This is a genomic window from Enterococcus sp. AAFC-DPL-5182 (assembly GCF_058216605.1).
Genome location: NZ_CM177101.1, coordinates 55,602 through 73,470, shown reverse-complemented (window position 1 = coordinate 73,470; position 17,869 = coordinate 55,602). Strand labels below are relative to the sequence as shown.

Below are 17,869 nucleotides of genomic sequence, written 5' to 3'. Positions count from 1 at the left end.
TTCAGATAAAAAAATATTTGAGAATCACAGGGCTAATGAAGCGCAAGTATAGTAACTAACCCGCTGGAGAAATCAGATTCTCTGGCGGGTTTTCGTAATCTGACGATCCATATACTTGAGGTGGGAACAGAAGTATTTAATCCCGAGAAAGTAAGAATGGACTGCTTCTGCTATTACTCCACCTGAGTGGGAGATGACTCGAAGAGTTATGTCTCACTCACTTTTTTATAGTACTTATTGTAAATCTCTATAGAATAAATAAAAATGAATTCCAATGAAACCTTTTTGACAAAATCAGAGTCTAATAGTTATCAAGGGGAAGGAGAAGTTTATGGAAAAGAAGGAACAAATACGTTTGGTTAAAAAAGCAAAAAATGGCGATGCGCAAGCGTTTATAACACTTTGTGAAGCCTATCAAGTGGTGTTGTACAATTCTGCTTATAAATTACTTTTAAACAATGAAGATGTAGCCGATTGTCTACAAGAAACTGAAATTCGTGCTTGGCAAAAAATTACGAATATCAAAAATGAAGCAGCGTTTAATTCTTGGATTTTTAGAATTATGATCAATATCGCTAAGGACATCTTGGAAAAAAGAGTTGAAACGGTTGAATTTGAGGAAAGTTATATGAGTACAAAAGAAAGCAACAGCGAATCTTCACACTTAGAAGAAGAATTTAATCAATTACCCGATAGATATAAAATCCCTATCATGTTACATTATTACGCAGGTTTTAACGTTAATGAGATTTCCGAACAGCTGAATCTGTCTAAAAATACAGTTAAAACAAGACTTGCACGTGGCAGAGGAAAATTGAAAATATTATTGGAGGGAGAAGAAAATGGCTAAAAAAAGGAAGACTATTATCATACAAGAAAAGGAAATTCCAAAAGAAGTAATGGCAAAATTAGCTCAGAGTCGAGAAAACATTTTAAACGATCAAATTAAGCAAGAAAGAAAGAAATTCCAAATCAAATACAAGAAACAAATAGGCATCACTTTAGCTATAGCCGCATCACTGATTTTAATTGCTATGATCAACCCACAAATAAATGCAGCCATCAAAAATGCTTTCGGCATTAGCCAAGATTCCGGTGTTGCGGTAGTAGAAAATAACGGGATACAAAATGAACTCCATTTAACGAGCACAGAAAATGGTCGAGAGATTACATTGACAAAATTTATATCAACAAAGAAAAAATTTGCCTTTGATTATCAATTTAAATTGGATGACGAAAAACTAAAAGAGCTACTGGAAAAACAACGTTCTCCTGATCGACTATTCACTAAAAATGCGGCAAATGCTCAACATATTGAACTTGGTCTTTTTGTTAATGATAGTGCTGAAGACATGTTTTCTGGTGTCTCATCTCAATCTACTTTCCGCATAGAAGGAGATACTTTTTACGGCTCTGTTGTAGCTACTTTTAATCGAGAAAAAATTCCTGAAGATGCTAAATTGACCCTCCACATTTACAAATTATCTTGGCAAGATGCTGAAGAACTTGATCAAGCTTTTGCCGAAGCTTCTAAAACAGGCAGTCCTTTTGGTGTTGACAATGCTTTAGAATATGAGGGAGATTGGCGTTTTGATATTGATTACAAACCATTGACGCAAACAGCAGATACACAAATTAGGAACGTGAAGAATATCACTGATATCAAAGCAATCAGTGATCCTTTACAAACAACCGTTCAATTTATTGCACCTCTGCAAGAGTTTAATTCTCCTGAAAATCTTCTTAGCCCAGAGGTTACTTTATATAAAGATGGTGTACAAGCTGAAGATCAACTATTTACACAAATATATAATTTAGAAACTGGAGAAATCGAAGTCTCAATTAACCTAAGTTCATTAGATAAAACATCGATATATAAAGTCCAAGTCAATAAAGTGGACTACTCTTCTGGTGAAGTAATGGAGGAAATTGGCTTTTTTGAACTACAAAACAAATAAGCAATTTTCCTAAAACGAAAGAGTGACGGACACAACTAAAAATAGTTTTGTCCGTCACTTTTTAATAATTATCAATCACACTTCTCAATAGCGGCTAAAAACCATTGTTTAAACAGCTGTGCATCAATATCCACACAAACCCGACAATTAACCGCTTTCCCTAAATATCCATCTAAATCAACTAATGTGGCGCCTGCTGTCAACGTACCTTGCGTTTCAATCGCAACGTAAGCCTCTTTTACTTCAAACATTTCAGGCTCTAACAAATACGCAATTGCACAACCATCATACATCTTCAAACCAGTATCTGAGTGACCTCCTCGATAGTGTTGAAACAACTGAGCAATCATGTCTCCGGTTTTGTTCATTTTTTGGATTTGATTGCTTACTTCTGGTAAGACTAACGCTTTTTCTCCAACATCTAAACTCACCATCGTTAATGGAATTTTACTTTCATATACGATTTTGGCCGCTTCTGGATCCGCAGCAATATTAAATTCCGATAATACACCGTAATTCCCTCTCCCCAAAGCACCGCCCATAATCACAAGTTCTTCGATTCTTTCCACACATTCTGGATAGATTCTCAGTAAAAGCGCAATATTCGTCAATGGACCGATCCCAACAATCGTGGTTTTCTCCTTAGATTCCATCAATACCTTGTACATCTCGATCACTGCATGATTTTTCGTTAATAACTCATACTTAGACTTAGGAAATTCATAGCCATCCATTCCTGTACTCCCATGAATGTCACTTGCATTGATTGCTTCACGCAACAACGGGCGGTCAGAACCAATCGCAACTGGCACTCCTTTGTTCCAAAAAGCCAACAGTTTTAGCAGATTTTTTGTTACTTTATCCACACTGACATTGCCTGCCACTGTTGTAAACAACCTGATATCCAACCTTTCATCAAATAATGCAGCCGCAATTGCAACAGCGTCATCAATTCCAGGATCTGTATCGATGATGATTTTTCTTGGTTTTTTCACTTGACTATTCCTTCCTTTTAAACTTTAGCTACACAAAAAAGCACACTCTCCCATGCTGATTTCACTTCACTAAAGCTACCCCTTTTTTATATAAAAAACGGGAAACAGAAAAAGTGCCTGTCTTCCCGCCTTCTTCTATTTTTAATAATCTAATTGCTTCAAATGTAGTAAGAACGACTCTTTCGTCAATCTCTTGATTGTATATAAGCGCTCAATCTGCTTGCGGATTTTTTTATCCTCTTTTATCGCAGGATCAAAAACATCTAGCAACGTACCGATTCCATATTCTACTAAAATACCGATTCCGCCGCTACCAACAGCAAAACCTAAAGTATCCGTATCATCTAATTGTCCCCTTTTGATTTCTGCGATATTTTGACTAAAATCCCCTTCAACAATGATTTCATCTGTCTTCTTCTCTAACTCTGCGGCTAATTCAGCTTTTGTTCTTACAGTTACTCGTTCAAAATCCATCCCAAAAACCTCCTTTTTTAATTATTATACGCTATTCCTATTTTTTTACTAGTGGTACTTGAGAATGAAAAAAAGAAGCTAAAACCATGCGCTGATTTTAACTTCTACTCTTTTACTTTATGCCCCAGTCATTACCTCTTCTACCAAAGAAACGGCTTTGCCTTTCCCGCGTTCCACCAATAATGCTAGTTGGATAAAAGCAAACAAGACATTACTTTGCTTAGAGTAAGCAAAGTACCTAGACTCCCAGTTTGTTACATACTGTTCCTTTTCTTTGCGTGTATCTTTGAATCCATACATCTGATCGCCATATTTATAAAAAATATTGATAAAACGCTCATTTAAAAACGAGTATTTCGTTTCGCCAACATTCGATAGCGGAGCAGTGCCTAGATCAATGGTATGATACCCTCGTTGTTGATACTCCGCAATAAAATGAGTCAACAAGAAATCCGTAACATGCTCTGGCGCCGTTTCCGTATACCGTAATAAATCATAAGACATTTCACGATTTATCACAATTGGCTTAGCAGTAATAAAACCAATCACTTCATGACGTTCATTTCGCATAATACCGATGTCACTTAACCGTAAATACTCTTTATCAAAATGACCACCAACAAAATTCCGTTCCCGCCCGTTTCCTAACCATTCCTCTGATACACGAGCTAACTCTTGAAAAAGCTCATCTGAAACAGGTTCGTGATACATCATAAACGTATACCCTAAATTACTTAAATGCTTTAACTCCATACTGTTTGTTGCTAAAGAAATCGGTGCCGAATCGATACAAGCAAAATCAACAATTCCTTCTTCGCCGACCTTCATAAAATTAAATCCTAAATCATGCAAGATCATTGTGTATGCTTCACTAACTCGGTAAAACGCCGCTTGATACCCAAGTAAATCTGCCCCATCCATAAAAGCTAATGTAGCTTGAGCCCATTTTTCTTGATTGCCGATTGGATCAGCTAAAACAAAACATTTATTGCCCTTAATCTGATAAGCAAATAGGACTTCATCTTCATTTTGTTCCTGATAATAATAATAGGAATAATTTTTTAAATACAGCAAGTGACTCCCTTGTGTTCCGCCATATTTATCGATCAGCGCTGTTAAACGTTCTTCTTGATAAGACTCACCTAAGCTTTTTGTCGTATCGGCTAAGTATTGATACAGCGTAATCAAGCCGATCATCGAAATACCCAGCCCAATCAAACCAGAAAACCAAACATCATCTGATGGGAAAAGCAAAAATGTGTGCGGCAACGGCCCTATTTTATCTGGATGAGAACTATAATATCCTGCAACTGCATAAATAATAAATAAGAAACTAAACAAAACCCCATCAACTGCAAGTGCTCCCCAAGAATAAACAAATTTTTCTCGGTAAAACTCTTTTCTTGCTAAAAAAACAGCGGACAGAATCACTAAATAAACTAAAATCAGTTGCCATGAAGCCGTTCTAGAAATCGTATTGGCAATCCCAAAAATCAATAATCCAATCGTGGGCCAATACGCTTTTTTTACTTTCATCGAAATTCCTCGAGCTAATCCTAACAATAAAAAGCCGATCAACATATTGAACGTTTGGTCTAAGAAATCAAAAGAAAACGGCAAGAGAAATTTAAATAATCGACTCACGTTCGATAGATTAGTGATCGTTGAAAGCAACACCATCATGATCCCCGCAAAATAAAGAGCGGCAACTAAAATAAAATGAGCCACTTTTTGCGAGAATATACGGGGTAAATTATCCAAAAATCGATTGATCTTAATCCCAGTTTGATGAATAAATAGAATAATGCCCGTAATAAAAGGCAATACATAATAAAATAACCGATAATAAATTAGCCAAACGACCGCTGTCGATTGCCCTACACCCAACTGAGATAACCCTAAAATCATCAACACATCAAAGGTTCCCATGCCACCTGGCACCATTGTCAGCATACCTATCAAGGTCGCGATCACAAACATCGGATAAACCGATATCAACGACACATCCACTTTCATCAATGCCCCAACACTTAAAAAGACAAACATCGCACCTAACCATTGTCCAAGTGAAGCGCCAAAAAGAAGATAAATACCTTTCGGGAAAAAATCTTTAAACAAGGTATATTTTTTTAATTGCGTAAACAACAACAAAGCCGGCGCAATCAAACTTCCTGCAAGTAACCAAAGCCAATACTCTCGAAATAAACTATCCGGTCGAATAAAAAAGACATCAATAAATGCAATAAACGATAAAATCGATAGTCCAGATATCATAAACAAAGCGACTTTAGAAACGGTTGCAACAACTTTTTTACGCGGCGCATCTTTGCCATAGAAATTAGCCCGTAATGTTGCTCCAACTACACCGCCAAAGCCCGCAAGGTTATTGATTGTATTTGTGACCCAAGCAGAAACAAACCACTCCCAGCGATTCATTTTAGGCTTTCCTTGGTCCTCTAGCACTTTTACTACTACTAAATCATATAAAAGCATCGGCAAGACACCGATAAAGCCTGCTAAAACCATTCCAATTATACGAAAGCGGTTCTGCTGTCCCATAGTATGAAAAACATCCTGCCAAGTCATTCCTTGAACAATATGGGTTACTTGATTTGCCACAAAGATTAAAACTGAACCTAGAAAGATCAATTTTAATAATAGACTGTGCTCTTTCATCCAATGAATTAGTTGGTTTATTTTATTTTTCATCTGCTCACCACCTTTGTATTTTTTAAAGAGTTTTCTTTTATATGTTATCTTATAACAGGTTATTTTTCCAGTTTCGCTCTTAAAACTACAAAAAAACAGTTGTTAAGCTTCTATTTACTAGCCTAACAACTGCTTTCACAAAATGACTATCTACTTATGACTCTTATACTCTTTTCCGATTTGATCTGCCACAATAATTGCTGCTTTTACTTGATCCACTGTAATTGGGAACGGCATTGAATGGATCGATTCTTCTGGAATGCATGATTTTTCAGCTACTTCTGTTAGCTCAGCATCCGAAATTTCTTTCACCCCTAAGTCGGCTAAACAAACCGGTAAGCCGATCGATAAAGCAAAATCTAATACTTCATACAATTCAGATTTTGGCGCATTTTCTAAAACCAACTGACAAATCGTGCTGAATGCTACTTTTTCGCCATGTGTGGCACCATGCGCATCATGTAAAACGGTCAAACCATCATGGATCGCATGAATGGCAGCGAGTCCTGCACTTTCAAAGCCTAGGCCTGAAAGTAAAATATTGGCTTCAATGATATTTTCCAAAGCAGGAGTTACCACATTATTATCTGAAGCTTCTTTGGCTTTCAATCCATCTTCCAAGATTGTTTCATAACATAATTTAGCCAGTGCTAAAGCAGTATTCGTCCCTTTAGCAGGAGGACAAACGCCTTCACGGGCGCCACAAGGCAATCCAGCATTGACATTCGAGTAGGAATTATGTGTTGCTCTAGCCTCAAAATAAGTAGATAAGGCATCACCCATGCCAGAAACTAAGAAACGTGTTGGCGCATTTGCAATAACTACCGTATCAATCAAAACGACACTCGGACTTTGTACAAAGTAAGCATAATCATCAAACTGACCGTCTTCTGTATAAAGAACTGCTGAATGACTCGTTGGCGCATCTGTTGCAACGATTGTCGGTACAATGATCAAGTTGTGCCCTTCTGCCACACATTTGGCTGTATCGATCGCTTTTCCACCACCAAGGCCGATTACGCAATCACAATCATTCTCTTCAGCAACTTTTTGCAGGCGAGCGACTTCTACTCGCGACGCTTCTCCATGGAAATTACTTTCGACAAAGGAAATATTAAATTTTTCAGCAGTTTTATCTAGTTTCTCTTTCACTCGGCTGACGTCATCTGCATGGGCAATCAATAATGCTTTTTTCCCAAAGGTTGTCACAAAATAGCCTAAATTCAATAACTCATCTTCACCTTGAACGTATTTCGTTGGACTAATAAACGCTTTTCTCATGTTTGCAAACTCCTATTCTCATCTTATTTTATTTTTAGAGGGGCTAACTGCTCCTTTATGGCATCGATCGGTGTATCTACTTGTAACAATGCTGCCGCTGTATAAGCGCTCTCTACTAAGGCCGTATCGAACAGTAACACTTCTTTTTCTGTCATATCAATGGCCATTTCCAAATTCATTTTAGCGCTACCTAAATCATAGAATGCTAGTAATGTTTGAGCAGAATTTTTTTCAAATGCATCCATGATTTTTTCAAATGACGTTCCGACTTCTCCTTGATCCAATCCTGCTGCAACAGTGATTGGCACATCTTTTGCCACTTCTTTGATCAAACGGTCCACACCTTCGCCGATTTCTTTGACGTGTGACACAATAACTACACCATTACGCATCGAACACACCTGCTTCCATTAAAGATTGAAAGAAATACAGACTGGACATTGCGCCGGGGTCAATATGACCGATAGACCGTTCCCCCACATAAGACGCACGTCCTTTCGTTGCCGCAATCTCTTTCGTCGCTTCTACAGCAGATTCTAGTGCGGCATCTGTTAACGTGCCTTTTTTGATTGCTTCGATTGCAGGTGCCCATTCATCCAACATTGTTTTTTCGCCTGGCTGACTGTTCCCACGTTTTTCGATTCCTGCTAACCCAGCTTCTAAAATTGGTAGTGCATCAGATGTTGTTGCAGAAGCTTTTGCCATTTCCATCATCGCTGTTCCATAAAGCGGACCCGAAGCGCCACCTACTTTGCTGATCAAAGCCATTGCAGTCAATTTGAAAATATCTTGCACCGTTTCTGGCTCTTTACTCTGCAAACTTTCACTCACAGCTTCCATTCCTCGAGCCATATTATTACCATGATCACCATCACCGATTGGTGTATCTAATTCACTTAAATAGTCTTTATTTTTATCGATTTTTTCTTTGAATAATTGTAGTGATTTTTTTAAATTATCTACAGTAAACATTACAATTCCCTCCGTTTTTTCAAACTATACGTAAACACATTCAATCTCTGTCAGACTTTACCATGCTACTGTCTCAACATCCTCATTCAACGCGTTTACCCAATCATCTTCCACTTTCAGCAACGTCACAGAGAGTCCAGCCATTTCCAAGGAAGTCATATAATTACCCACCTTAGAAAACGCGATTTCTACACCTGCAGCATCCAATAAATTCATTGCATCTTCATAAAAAATATATTGTTCCATTAATGGTGTACCACCTAATCCATTGACCAAAATAGCGAAACGTTCTCCTTTGTTCCACTGAAATGCATCTGCTAATTTTGAAATCAATTCTTCTGCCATTTCCTTAGATGGTTTGATTTTTTCCCGTTTATAGCCTGGTTCTCCGTGGATGCCAACACCAAATTCGATCTCATCATCTGCTAACACAAATCCAGGCTTCCCAACTTCTGGTACCGTGGCACCTGTTAATGCAACCCCAATCGTTTTTAAATTGTTGACAACGCGTTCCCCTAATGCAACTAATTCCTCTACAGAAGCGCCGTTGCGTGCGGCAGCACCTAAAATTTTATGAACTAGAATCGTACCTGCTACACCCCGTTTGCCTTGCGTATAGGTGCTATCTTCAACTGCAATATCATCATCCACAACAACTGTCCCAACTTTGATATCTTCCATTTCCGCCAAGTCTTTTGCCATGTCGAAATTCATAATATCGCCAGAATAGTTTTTTACGACCATCACAACGCCCTGTCCTTGATCGACTGCTTTGATTCCTTCAAAAATCTGATCAGGCGTAGGAGATGTAAAAACTTGTCCGCAAACTGCAGCCTGCAACATCCCTGATCCGACAAATCCAGCGTGGGCAGGTTCATGACCGCTGCCGCCTCCACTGATCAAAGCAACTTGTTTGCCAATTTCTTTTTGCTTTAAAACAAATGTTTCTGGAACTTGTTCTATTGTTTCATGATGAGCTCGGACAAATCCTTGTACCATTTCTGGAACGACATTTTGCGCTTGATTGATAATTTTTTTCATGATATTCCCTCCTGTTTTTCTATTAAGACTGGATAAGCTTGTTGCTCTTTTGCTTTATCTAGCTTCACAAGCTAATCTCTCGGAAAAAAGATAAAATCTGAGTGAGACAAAAAGCACCTCAATCATATTTTCCTATTTTTCTGTCGAGACTGAGCGAGCTTGTTCAGCTTTCATCTTTTGTATACGTTTACAATACTCGCATATGGAAAATGTTGCAACGGACAAACAACAAAATGTGTCCGCTTTCATTTTTATTCCACCTAAAGATTGTAGTTTTCAGATAGAATACAGCGTATAATAGAAACAGATATTATTGAAAAGGAGCGAAGGCTCAATGAAGCAATTGATTAATTCCCGCGGACAGATTCGCCAACAACTACTAGCAGGACTTACCTATACATATAATGATACCTTGACTTGGCAAGAAAAGACTGGAATCGTCACTAAAAAAACGATTTCCAAAGATAAAGTAGTTTTAATCAGTGGTGGTGGCTGTGGACATGAACCGGCTCATGTTGGCTATATTGGTGAGAATATGCTGGATTGTGCGGTTATGGGTGCTATTTTTGAACCACCTGTCAGCTCAGAAATTCTTCAAGCGATCGAACAGACATACAATGGGCAAGGTACTTTACTGATCATCAAGAATTTTGAAAAAGATTTAGCCAGTTTTTTAGAAGCTGAACGTCTAGCTAAAGCAAAGGGGTTAACAGTCTCTCATGTCATTGTAGATGACGATTGTTCAATTGAAAGTGGCACATTCGAAAAAAGACGACGTGGAGTTGCTGGAACTGTTTTTGTGCACAAAATTCTTGGCGCAGCAGCCGCTGAGGGTAACTCTCTAGATGAGCTAAAAGCATTAGGCGAACAAGTAATCCCTCTGATCAAAACATTAGGTGTTGCTTTTTCACCCGCTTCTCCTATTGGTGTCATTCCCCAACAATATAAATTAGCAGAAAATGAAATGTACTTTGGTATTGGTATTCACGGAGAACCTGGCTACCGTATTGAAACAATGCAATCCTCTGAACGGATCGCAGTTGAGCTTGTCAACAAATTAAAGCAGCAATATAAAAAGAAAGAATTGAGAAAAGCAGCTGTCTTAGTAAATGGTTTAGGTGGAATCCCTTTACTTGAACTTAGTGTTTTTATGAACGATGTCCAACAATTATTGGATATTGAAGATATTGACGTCGTTTATAAACGAATGGGCAATTTTTTAACTGCTTATAATACAAATGGTCTTTCTTTAACTTTATTAACAATCAAAGAGGATAAATGGTTGGATTATTTAAGGATCCCAACTGATGCCTTTGGCTGGAAATAAAAAACGATACATCAAAAAGACAATGAACAACAGTGTAAATGCCACGTACACGCCGTTGTTCATTGTCTTTCTTCAAATCCCATTAAAAAGGCAATTTTCATTTGCTCAGCAAATCGATGCGAATCAATCTTGCAACCCTCAATAATCCATTTTGTCGTTAATGAAACAAATGCATTCGCATAAAATTCTTCCAGAAATAAGCGATCCCCATCTTCCAGAGTCTCGTCTGTTTGCTTTTTAACCACTAAAACTTGATGGATCAATACTTTCAAATGTTGTGTATAATATTCTTGAAACGAGTTTTGTCCCTCAAAAGTCAGGATCCTGCGATAAAATACCTGATTTTCCTCGAAGTAGACAAACAAGTTTTCCACAATAAATTGCCAACCCTCATAAGCTAAATTATCTTCAATTTTTTCGATTGCCTCTTGTCGAAAAATCCAGTCAGCTAAATCATATTTATCTTGAAAATAATCATAAAACGTCTGGCGGCGCATGTTACTTTCCTTCATGATTTTTGCGATCGTGACTTTTTCAAAACCGATCTCAGCAACAAGCTTTTTAAATACCTTCGCAATTTTCTTTTTCGTAATCAATGATCCTGTCATCTGCATACACCTTTGGTTTCTTTAGTCCTTTTATTGTACCAGTTAATCTGCATTTAGAAAATCAATCATCTTATCCTTAAATAAAAAAAGATAAAGCTAGGATATCAGGCCTAACTTTATCTTTGGATAATACTTATAAATTTTGTCGTTCCAATGTTCTCAATGAAATATAGCCAAACACAACAATTGAAAGGACTGTCAGGAATAATTGGAAAATATAACTTCCAGTTGAACTAAAGTCAAATGAATAAGCTAGAGTTTTCAAAATTCCTGTTACTAAACTGCTGATAATATTGAACCCAATGAACAGCAAGAACGAAAGATTTTTTCCTTTCATGATGATACAAGAGGTTGCAATCACCATCAGCATATTTAAATAGCCAAGCAATCCTGAAAAAATAAATTTTCCAAAGCTTAAATCTGTATAATAAAATACTGAATTAAAACCATCCGCAAAATCATTCCAAGCATCTAATTGTACTAATTTTATCAAAAATAAAATTGTTGGAATCAATGCGATCATTAGCATCAATGCAATCGTACAAATAAATATTGCACCAACTTTTGCAAAGAATAATTTTCGTCTATTCACACCAGAAGCAACCATCATCGCCATAACATTATTCTTGTAATCCATAGAAATCATATGGAATGGGTAAACGTACGCAAAAATAATATTACCAAAAAAGACAATTACACCAACGAATACTACTGTTCCTAACATTGATGCAGTAGCGCTTGATTCATAATATGAATCTGAAAATGTCGACGTTAAACTTAATGAAAGCAATGTTAAAACAATATTCAAAATACCAATCACTCCAGCCGTGATCAAAAAGCTTTTATCTCGTAAAAATTTAAATAACTCCATTTTAAAAATCAGTTTTCCAGTCATTTTCACCCCTCCTAATTCAATTTCTCATCTAAAATTTTCACTTTAGATAATTCAGAAATGTCAATTGCTTCTTCTGTTAAACGTTGTTTAACCAGTACCCAACGCTCATCAGAGATATCCAATTTAACGCCGCCTTCATCATCTACTTGATAGTAATAATTGGCTTCATCCAACATTTCTTGTAGACGGGTATTATTGGTCGTATCGATACGGCGAATTTGTTTTTCTTTTTCAGCATTGATGTCGATCGTTTCTGAAATTCGACCGCGGTCGATCACATACACAATGTCACATAATGCTTCTAAGTCATTTTGGACATGACTGGAAATTACCAATGTTAAGCCTTTTTCTGTCAATTGTTTCAAATATTTTTTAAACCATTTCACCGTGTCGATATCTAATCCGCGGAATGGTTCATCTAAAATCAAGACTTCTGGAGTATGCATCAATGCAATCAATAAAATCAATTTTTTCTGCATCCCATATGAATAAGTTTTTACTTTTTGATCCAATACAGCGTATAAATCCAACTCTCTTGCCAGATCTCTCGCTTTTTCTTCATCAAAATTACCACGCAACCCAGAAAAATACTGGATATTGAACCAACCTGAACGGTTCGAATAGACAGACATGCCATCTAAAACGATTCCCACATTCAATAGCACTTCATTGTGCTGTTTCACAGAAGTGTCATCAATCAAAATTTCTCCTTGGTAATTGGCAATGATATTGGTCATACATTTAAACAACGTTGTTTTACCTGCGCCATTATGACCAACTAAACCATACGACGTGCCTTTTTCGAAGTCTAATGAACGGATGTTCAAAACTTCAGCACGACCATAGCGCATAACTAAATCCCTTACTTTAATTTCCATAGTAATCTCCTTTAATTTTTTTGTTGTCCTTTTCTTTTTTTCAGTACCCTAAGTATAAAAAGACTAACAATAATAGTTTATCATGTTTTTTCCTATATATGGAAATAGATTCAAAATAGAAAACGTTTTTATGGAATTGTGTAGGAGGAGTCAAAAATTTATTGTAAATGAATGGTGCATCATTTTAATGTTGGAGTGAGCGGAAGTATTAGAGAATGTACAAATTTTATTCTCAACTAATTCAAAAAAACACCATAGATAATCTTTCAATTACTTTTTCTAAAATCCAATAAAAATCCTTATAGATGGATAATGGAGATAATGAACCCGAAAATAATTTTGTTCTAATATCTGAATTTAGAACAATTAATTCCTTTTTAAACTCCCCTGAATAGTCTTTAAGAACTCTATCCGACGTATTTTGATCAAAAATGAAGGTCACTGGTCTAGCAATAATGATACGTTCTTTTACTTTAGATAATGACTGTCCTAATTACACTGCAAATAAAGACAACCAACTGAAGATTGTCTTTATTTAACATTGATTCAACTACATCTCAATTTAATTACTTAGTTTTATAAGCTCAATTCCTGCTTTATCCCACAAATCATCCATCATATCATAATATTTATCTTCCATAGCAACATCCACAAGCATTTTGGTTTGATTGTCCACCGGCTCAAATATGTAGTGTTCAATCATCTCAGCAAATTCAGGCACTTCATTATATTTACCATCGTTGACTTCACCTAAAAATGAAAATTTGATTTCTTTTTCAGGTTCAAAAGCGACCACTTTAGAAACTAGACCATTCCCTGAATCATCAACAAATGAAATTGTTTCATCAAATCCCATCTCACCAGTATAGGTTGAACCCTCTTGAAATGCGGCTGCCCATTTTTCATATTTGCTACGATCAATAATCAGCTGCCAAGCCTCACTTGGATTACAATTAAGCATAAACTCTTTTTTTATGTGTTTCATTACAAATTCCCCCTTTAGTGAGTATCATTTTAATATTATTTTTGTAATAAATTATTGATATTATAGCACGATTTACACAATTTAACTGATAAAGTCTCTATGCTAAAAAGAAAAACGGAAATCAACTTAATCCAATTGATCTCCGTTCATATTTCTATCTTATTATTCCATCGTTTTGTCGTGCAAGATAAGTCTCTAGGTATTCACTCAATAGCTTATAGCCTTCCATCTTTTGTTCCACTTCTTTCGGGCAGTAAATCCACTTACCCATAACTTTTCGTTTCCTTGATAGAATATCTACTTCTTCTAAAAAATCATTTAAGTCATTGATTAATTGCTGCATGCTTAATTCATTACCCAACAAAATATCTTTTTTCTCTCGTTCATATACAGACGCCCATAAATAAGGCAGTACTTCAATGCTGCGAATATTCGCATAAAAGTCATCTTTGGGCATCATTCCCTTGTGTCCCAAACCTCGACCTTGTTGGAACAAAGAATGAATATCCCATTCTAATTTTTTTAAACGGCGTAAAGATGGCCCCTGTGTATCTTCAGCGTCACGATTATTTTGATCGTAGCCTTCATCTAATCCCCAAGTATTTCTTGTTCCGGTTGCCGTTTGAGGGTGCTTCTCTGAAACCCGATCCAACATTTCTTCGATCGCCAAAGTAACTGTTGGCCTTTCTTCTTCACTCTCTATGACAGGCTTCACTGGTCTGTTTGCTTGTAGAAAGGTCTCTTTTGTTGGAAAACTTCTACCTGATTGTGCAGTCTGATTTTGCTGTGGTGCTGTAGAGCGTTTTGGTGGTGCTGGCGGTCCCATCATAGTATTATTTCTTGTCACAGCCTCTTGCTGAACAACTGTTGCAGGTTCTTTTTTGTCATTTGGTGTTGTTTGTGCTGCTTGACGCATTTTTTGTTCTAATTCAGCAATTTTTTGATGTGCTTTGATTAATTGAACATCTACTTTACCAACGGTTTGTGTCAATTTTTTGATTTCTGTTGCATTTGATTTTAATTGCTCTTGATCTTTTTGGTGTTGTTCAGCTAGTTGTTTCGCTGAATCACTTTTTGTTAGTTTTACTGTTGGTACTTTTTTCTTATTCTTTTTAACTGTTGTAAGTTCCATCTCAACGTTTTGCAATTTCTTTGTCAATTGATCGATCACTTGGTTCAACTTAATAGTTTCTGAGGCTGTTTCTTGTAGTTGTCCATGATCCTTCTCAATTCTTGCTAATGCTTCAGAATCTGGGTTCACTTCCAAAACATTGGATTCTACAGCACTCAATTTATCGTCGATCTGCTGTAATTGTTTCGCAATCATTGTGACTTCATTACTGGTTGTTGCTAATTTTTCTGCTAGTTTATCTTGTTCATTCGTTGTTTTTTTAGCTGTCGAAAAGGCTAGTTTAGGTCTTGAGGTTTGTTTATTTTTCTCAATTGTGTTGTTCAACTCTATCACTTGCTGATCTGAGCGACTTATTCTTTGACTGAGCAAATCAATTCGCTTCATTGCTTCCTCTAGACGCATTTCCATAGTCGGTCCTGATTCTTCGTCTGAACCAAACATAATTTTAAATTTCGGTGGTGTCTTTGGTTTTGGCATATTTGCTAATTTTTCATCTACATATACTTTAAATGTTGAAAATTCTTCCATTAATTGAACAATTTTCTTATTCATTATTTTTAATTGTTTGGCATTTTCAGATTCCAGTGCTTCTTTAGCTGCGACTTTGCTCTGTACTACTTTGACTACAGGTGGTGTTCTCTTGTCTTTAACAGTCTGGACCTCTTTGTAGATATCATTTAGATTTTCACTAAATTGATTCATCATTTCTGTTAGAAGTAAAACTTCACTATTGGTTTCCTGCAGCCCTTTCACCATTTCAAGCGGAACTTCTTCAGAGAAGTTAGACATATGCTCTAGTGGCAATTCAGGAACTTCTAAACTACTGATCCAGGTCCGTAAATCACTGATTTGTAATTTACTGAGTGGATGTGCCAAAGCCAAAAGTAATGTAATATAAACAGCTTTTTGTGTCACGCGTACATAAAGATTTTTTGCGACACAATCTTCAAATTCATGATTGAATTGTTCTGGAAGATCTGCCAAAAGTGCTTCAAATTGTTCTGGCTTCTCATAATCTTCCGATACCTCGAATTTTCTTAGGAGATAGACAGAATATTGACTCAATACATCATCTGAATAGAGCTCTTCCCCTAATCGACTCGCTTCAATTTCTTTTCTAAAAAAAACTTTTTTGCTTCCTGTTGCATTCTTTGTAAGATTCAACTTTTCCATATGTACTAACGGCCCCTTTTTCACTTGTACCTTACCTTTTTATTTAGAAACACCCTTTTTATGATCAAAGAGGCTGGGTCCAAAGTTTTTACTTTAAAAATCAAGACCATCAACTTTCCTTAAAAGCCGATCAGATTGAATGGGTCATGTCTTATCAAATAACTTTTGTAACACCAGTTTGCTTGGATTAAGGCAGCATCACGTAACACTAAGCTACTTATGCTCCAATCCCCTCTACATCCTTTTTTATAATTCTATGTTTACTACGTTCTTTTTTAAACAATCATATTTAATTTTACCCTAAAAACAACCCGATTTGTTTTCATAAAATGTGCTGATATCATAAAAAAATGAGAATATCTCGTTTAAAAATCGATTTTACATCTTTATTTATTTTAAATTGCAACAAAAACAAAATAAAAAGGATTTTATTATCCTTTTTATTGGATTTATATAAAAAATATCGTGTTTACTCCTTATATTGTTTTTCAATTCGTCGATCTGGTATGATCCACATAATCAAAATCCCAATATTTACAATTAATACGAAATAGGGATGGATTAATAACCCTAAGACCAACCCTAGAATATTTAGAAAAATCGTTACATACGCTTTATTATAACGTTGAAACAGATTTTTTAATGTTGAATCACTGCCGTTTGCCCGAATCAACTCACGAGTCAGCACCAGGTATGAACTATTCGCTAAAAGTGTCATCACACCATATGTTAACTGAGGAATTAAACTATCAATAAAATCCCCCACCCAGGCAGTAGCAAATGGCACGAGTGTTAATGTAAAAATGAAAAAGTTATTCGCCCATAGAACACGTCCATCGATTTTGTGTACTAACTGAAACATATGATGATGATTATTCCAATAAATCGCCAGCATGACAAAACTTACTATATAAATGAATAACTTCCGCTCAATTCCTACTAAACCAGCTAAAGTATCTGTTGTTGGCTGACGTAATTCTAAAACTAAGAGGGTCATTACGATGGCTATAACGGCATCTGTAAAAGCTTCTATTCTTGATTTCGACATATTTTTCATCTCCTTCTTTTTAATTTTACGTTCTTTTTGAGCAAATGCAATGAATATGACCCGCCTAAAGATGGATAAAAAATCAGCCTAAAGGTGGATTTCTTGAACGGGGATTCTTGCTATACTTTATTCATAGAGAACGAGAGAAAAAATGGAGGTTTTCATAATGAGACAACGATCAATGGTAATGAATATATTAATGGTAATCGGGTTATTTTTCTTAGGAAGTATTGTTTTAAGTATTGCACTTGGGATTTTAGGTGGACTATTATGGTTTGCAATTAAAATCATGATTCCTGTGGCTATTGCAGTTTGGTTAGTTCGTATGATTTCAGGTTCATCTAATCGTCGTAGATATTACTAATAAATAGAAAAAAAGATTCGACCTAATAA

Annotated in this window: 17 protein-coding genes; 4 read left to right on the top strand and 13 right to left on the bottom strand. The window is 36.2% G+C overall.

The features are described 5' to 3' along the window. Positions 1-331 precede the first annotated feature (331 nt). Positions 332-850, top strand: a complete 519-nt coding sequence (locus tag AC4BB7_RS00350) for an RNA polymerase sigma factor (protein WP_490484008.1) — start codon at positions 332-334, stop codon at positions 848-850. Continuing rightward, positions 843-1,958, top strand: coding sequence for a hypothetical protein (locus AC4BB7_RS00345; RefSeq protein WP_490484007.1), 1,116 nt, complete (start codon positions 843-845; stop codon positions 1,956-1,958). The genes AC4BB7_RS00350 and AC4BB7_RS00345 overlap by 8 nt, the downstream gene beginning before the upstream one ends. A gap of 71 nt (positions 1,959-2,029) precedes the next feature. Here AC4BB7_RS00345 and rihC read toward each other — a convergent pair whose 3' ends face one another. The 7 genes from rihC to dhaK form a co-directional block, all read right to left on the bottom strand. Further along, complete coding sequence (rihC, locus tag AC4BB7_RS00340; protein ID WP_490484006.1) at positions 2,030-2,953, bottom strand: ribonucleoside hydrolase RihC; 924 nt, start codon at positions 2,951-2,953, stop codon at positions 2,030-2,032. A gap of 141 nt (positions 2,954-3,094) precedes the next feature. Further along, positions 3,095-3,427, bottom strand: coding sequence for a hypothetical protein (locus AC4BB7_RS00335; RefSeq protein WP_086314862.1), 333 nt, complete (start codon positions 3,425-3,427; stop codon positions 3,095-3,097). Positions 3,428-3,544: 117 nt separating this feature from the next. Next, positions 3,545-6,136 carry a bifunctional lysylphosphatidylglycerol flippase/synthetase MprF gene (gene mprF, locus AC4BB7_RS00330; RefSeq protein ID WP_490484005.1) on the bottom strand — a complete coding sequence of 864 codons (2,592 nt, stop codon included), beginning with the start codon at positions 6,134-6,136 and terminating at the stop codon, positions 3,545-3,547. Positions 6,137-6,286: 150 nt separating this feature from the next. After that, on the bottom strand, positions 6,287-7,417 hold the full coding sequence (locus AC4BB7_RS00325; protein ID WP_086314858.1) for a glycerol dehydrogenase: 1,131 nt from the start codon (positions 7,415-7,417) through the stop codon (positions 6,287-6,289). A 23-nt stretch (positions 7,418-7,440) separates the two neighbouring features. Continuing rightward, positions 7,441-7,809, bottom strand: a complete 369-nt coding sequence (dhaM, locus tag AC4BB7_RS00320) for a dihydroxyacetone kinase phosphoryl donor subunit DhaM (protein WP_086314856.1) — start codon at positions 7,807-7,809, stop codon at positions 7,441-7,443. After that, positions 7,802-8,389, bottom strand: coding sequence for a dihydroxyacetone kinase subunit DhaL (gene dhaL / locus AC4BB7_RS00315; protein WP_490484004.1), 588 nt, complete (start codon positions 8,387-8,389; stop codon positions 7,802-7,804). The genes dhaM and dhaL overlap by 8 nt, the downstream gene beginning before the upstream one ends. Before the next feature lie 57 nt (positions 8,390-8,446). Beyond that, positions 8,447-9,430 carry a dihydroxyacetone kinase subunit DhaK gene (gene dhaK / locus AC4BB7_RS00310; protein WP_086314852.1) on the bottom strand — a complete coding sequence of 328 codons (984 nt, stop codon included), beginning with the start codon at positions 9,428-9,430 and terminating at the stop codon, positions 8,447-8,449. A gap of 334 nt (positions 9,431-9,764) precedes the next feature. On the opposite strand from dhaK, the gene AC4BB7_RS00305 reads away from it, so the two are divergent. Then, complete coding sequence (locus AC4BB7_RS00305; RefSeq protein WP_490484003.1) at positions 9,765-10,757, top strand: dihydroxyacetone kinase subunit DhaK; 993 nt, start codon at positions 9,765-9,767, stop codon at positions 10,755-10,757. Between the two features lie 59 nt (positions 10,758-10,816). Here AC4BB7_RS00305 and dhaS read toward each other — a convergent pair whose 3' ends face one another. The 6 genes from dhaS to AC4BB7_RS00275 form a co-directional block, all read right to left on the bottom strand. After that, positions 10,817-11,365, bottom strand: a complete 549-nt coding sequence (dhaS, locus tag AC4BB7_RS00300) for a dihydroxyacetone kinase transcriptional activator DhaS (RefSeq protein ID WP_086314848.1) — start codon at positions 11,363-11,365, stop codon at positions 10,817-10,819. Between the two features lie 133 nt (positions 11,366-11,498). Continuing rightward, positions 11,499-12,260 (bottom strand): hypothetical protein, encoded by a 762-nt coding sequence (locus AC4BB7_RS00295; protein ID WP_490484002.1) that lies wholly within the window; start codon positions 12,258-12,260, stop codon positions 11,499-11,501. Between the two features lie 11 nt (positions 12,261-12,271). Beyond that, a complete protein-coding gene (locus AC4BB7_RS00290) occupies positions 12,272-13,138 on the bottom strand; it encodes an ABC transporter ATP-binding protein (protein WP_490484001.1) in 867 nt (288 codons plus the stop codon). A 562-nt stretch (positions 13,139-13,700) separates the two neighbouring features. Next, complete coding sequence (locus AC4BB7_RS00285; RefSeq protein WP_490484000.1) at positions 13,701-14,123, bottom strand: activator of HSP90 ATPase; 423 nt, start codon at positions 14,121-14,123, stop codon at positions 13,701-13,703. Between the two features lie 154 nt (positions 14,124-14,277). Next, complete coding sequence (locus tag AC4BB7_RS00280; RefSeq protein ID WP_490483999.1) at positions 14,278-16,428, bottom strand: hypothetical protein; 2,151 nt, start codon at positions 16,426-16,428, stop codon at positions 14,278-14,280. Positions 16,429-16,897: 469 nt separating this feature from the next. Then, positions 16,898-17,476, bottom strand: coding sequence for a TMEM175 family protein (locus tag AC4BB7_RS00275; protein ID WP_086314841.1), 579 nt, complete (start codon positions 17,474-17,476; stop codon positions 16,898-16,900). A gap of 166 nt (positions 17,477-17,642) precedes the next feature. On the opposite strand from AC4BB7_RS00275, the gene AC4BB7_RS00270 reads away from it, so the two are divergent. After that, positions 17,643-17,840, top strand: a complete 198-nt coding sequence (locus tag AC4BB7_RS00270) for a hypothetical protein (protein ID WP_490483998.1) — start codon at positions 17,643-17,645, stop codon at positions 17,838-17,840. Positions 17,841-17,869: the final 29 nt, after the last annotated feature.

Coding starts and splice junctions, on each gene's coding strand:
- AC4BB7_RS00295 (WP_490484002.1), bottom strand. CDS start 12,260: ATGACTGGAAAACTGATTTTTAAAATGGAGTTATTTAAATTTTTACGA.
- AC4BB7_RS00335 (WP_086314862.1), bottom strand. CDS start 3,427: ATGGATTTTGAACGAGTAACTGTAAGAACAAAAGCTGAATTAGCCGCA.
- AC4BB7_RS00290 (WP_490484001.1), bottom strand. CDS start 13,138: ATGGAAATTAAAGTAAGGGATTTAGTTATGCGCTATGGTCGTGCTGAA.
- AC4BB7_RS00280 (WP_490483999.1), bottom strand. CDS start 16,428: ATGGAAAAGTTGAATCTTACAAAGAATGCAACAGGAAGCAAAAAAGTT.
- mprF (WP_490484005.1), bottom strand. CDS start 6,136: ATGAAAAATAAAATAAACCAACTAATTCATTGGATGAAAGAGCACAGT.
- AC4BB7_RS00345 (WP_490484007.1), top strand. CDS start 843: ATGGCTAAAAAAAGGAAGACTATTATCATACAAGAAAAGGAAATTCCA.
- AC4BB7_RS00275 (WP_086314841.1), bottom strand. CDS start 17,476: ATGTCGAAATCAAGAATAGAAGCTTTTACAGATGCCGTTATAGCCATC.
- AC4BB7_RS00270 (WP_490483998.1), top strand. CDS start 17,643: ATGAGACAACGATCAATGGTAATGAATATATTAATGGTAATCGGGTTA.
- dhaM (WP_086314856.1), bottom strand. CDS start 7,809: ATGCGTAATGGTGTAGTTATTGTGTCACACGTCAAAGAAATCGGCGAA.
- AC4BB7_RS00350 (WP_490484008.1), top strand. CDS start 332: ATGGAAAAGAAGGAACAAATACGTTTGGTTAAAAAAGCAAAAAATGGC.
- AC4BB7_RS00305 (WP_490484003.1), top strand. CDS start 9,765: ATGAAGCAATTGATTAATTCCCGCGGACAGATTCGCCAACAACTACTA.
- dhaL (WP_490484004.1), bottom strand. CDS start 8,389: ATGTTTACTGTAGATAATTTAAAAAAATCACTACAATTATTCAAAGAA.
- dhaS (WP_086314848.1), bottom strand. CDS start 11,365: ATGACAGGATCATTGATTACGAAAAAGAAAATTGCGAAGGTATTTAAA.
- dhaK (WP_086314852.1), bottom strand. CDS start 9,430: ATGAAAAAAATTATCAATCAAGCGCAAAATGTCGTTCCAGAAATGGTA.
- AC4BB7_RS00285 (WP_490484000.1), bottom strand. CDS start 14,123: ATGAAACACATAAAAAAAGAGTTTATGCTTAATTGTAATCCAAGTGAG.
- AC4BB7_RS00325 (WP_086314858.1), bottom strand. CDS start 7,417: ATGAGAAAAGCGTTTATTAGTCCAACGAAATACGTTCAAGGTGAAGAT.